Source organism: Acidovorax sp. KPB24-07 (assembly GCF_057543315.1).
In genome coordinates this window covers 1-1,545 of the sequence record NZ_BAAJYS010000601.1, presented here as the reverse complement: position 1 = coordinate 1,545, position 1,545 = coordinate 1, and the positions used below count along the sequence as shown (strand labels likewise).

Below are 1,545 nucleotides of genomic sequence, written 5' to 3'. Positions count from 1 at the left end.
AACACCATCGCCCACGACGCCCGCCAGGCGCGCGACGTGATCACCGCCCTGCGCGAGATCGACGACCGCCTGGTGCTGGTGGCGCTGGCCGGCTCGCCGCTGATCGGCTGGGCGCGCGACGCCGGCCTGCGCGTGGTGGCCGAAGCCTTTGCCGACCGCGCCTACACCCCGGCCGGCACGCTGGTGTCGCGCCGCGAAAAGGGCGCCGTGCTGCACGACGCCGCGCTGATCGCCGAGCGCATGCTGCGCCTGGTGTCCGACGGCGTGATCGAGGCCATCGACGGCAGCCAGGTGCGCATCGGGGCCGACTCGATCTGCGTGCACGGCGACAGCCCCGACGCCGTCGCGATCGCGCAGCAGGTGCGCCAGCGCTTCGAGCAGGCCGGCGTGACCATCACGTCGTTCGCAGGGCAGCCCGCATGATGCGCTTTCTGCCCGTCAACCTGAATGCGGTCATGGTCGAGCTGGACGACCTCGACCAGACGCTGGCGCTGCTGGCCTCGCTGCGGCGCGAGCCCATCGACGGCATCGAGGAAATGGTGCCCGCCGCGCGCACCATCCTCATCCACTTCCGCCCCGCCGTGCAGTCGCTGTCCGCGCTGGTGGACGCCATCGCCCGGCGCGACGTGAGCGCGCAGGCCGAGCGCAGCACCACGCTGATCGAGATCCCCGTGCACTACGACGGGGAAGACCTGGCCGAAGTGGCGCACATGCTGGGCATCACCCCCGAAGAGGTGATCGCGCGCCACACGGGCAGCGAATACACCGTGGCGTTCACCGGCTTCGCGCCGGGCTTCGGCTACCTCACCGGCGGCCACCCCAGCCTGAACGTGCCGCGCCGCACCACGCCGCGCACCCGCATTCCGGCCGGCGCGGTGGGGCTGGCGGGCACCTTCAGCGGCGTCTATCCGCAGGCCAGCCCGGGCGGCTGGCAGATCATCGGCACCACGCCCACGGCCATGTGGGACCTGGGGCGCCCGGTGCCGGCGCTGCTGCAGCCCGGCGACCGCGTGCGCTTCGTGGATATTGCTACTAAAAATGTAGCAGAACGCCCTGGTGAAACATGCGCTGACGGGCAAAAAGGTGCTGAACCCGCACCGGCACCCGCCGCGCCCCCGGCGGCCACCGCGCTCGAAGTGGTCTTGGCCGGCCTGCAGACCCTGTTCCAGGACGTGGGCCGCCACGGCCAGGCGGGCCAGGGCGTGTCGGCCTCGGGCGCCATGGACCAGGCTGCCTGCAAGGCCGCCAACCGCCTGGCCGGCAATGCCTCCGATGGCGCCTGCCTGGAGACGGTCAACGGCGGCCTGCAGTTGCGCAGCCGCGGCGACACCGTCGTGGCCGTGACCGGTGCCGATGCGCCGCTGACCCTCACCAACGCGGCCGGCCTGCGCTGGCCCGTGCCGAACTACCAGCCCATCGCCCTGGGCGACGGCGACACGCTCACCGTGGGCGAGCCGGTGGCCGGCACGCGTTGCTACGTGGCGGTGCGCGGCGGCTTTGCCGTGCAGCCGGTGCTGGGCAGCTGCGCCACCGACACGCTGGCCC

Annotated in this window: 2 protein-coding genes; both read left to right on the top strand. The window is 72.7% G+C overall.

Annotated elements, in window-relative coordinates:
* A partial coding sequence (locus AC27IQ_RS24255; protein ID WP_487091095.1) for a LamB/YcsF family protein occupies positions 1-423 on the top strand: 423 nt, incomplete at its 5' end.
* A partial coding sequence (gene pxpB / locus AC27IQ_RS24250) for a 5-oxoprolinase subunit PxpB (RefSeq protein ID WP_487091094.1) occupies positions 423-1,545 on the top strand: 1,123 nt, incomplete at its 3' end. The genes AC27IQ_RS24255 and pxpB, both read left to right, overlap by 1 nt.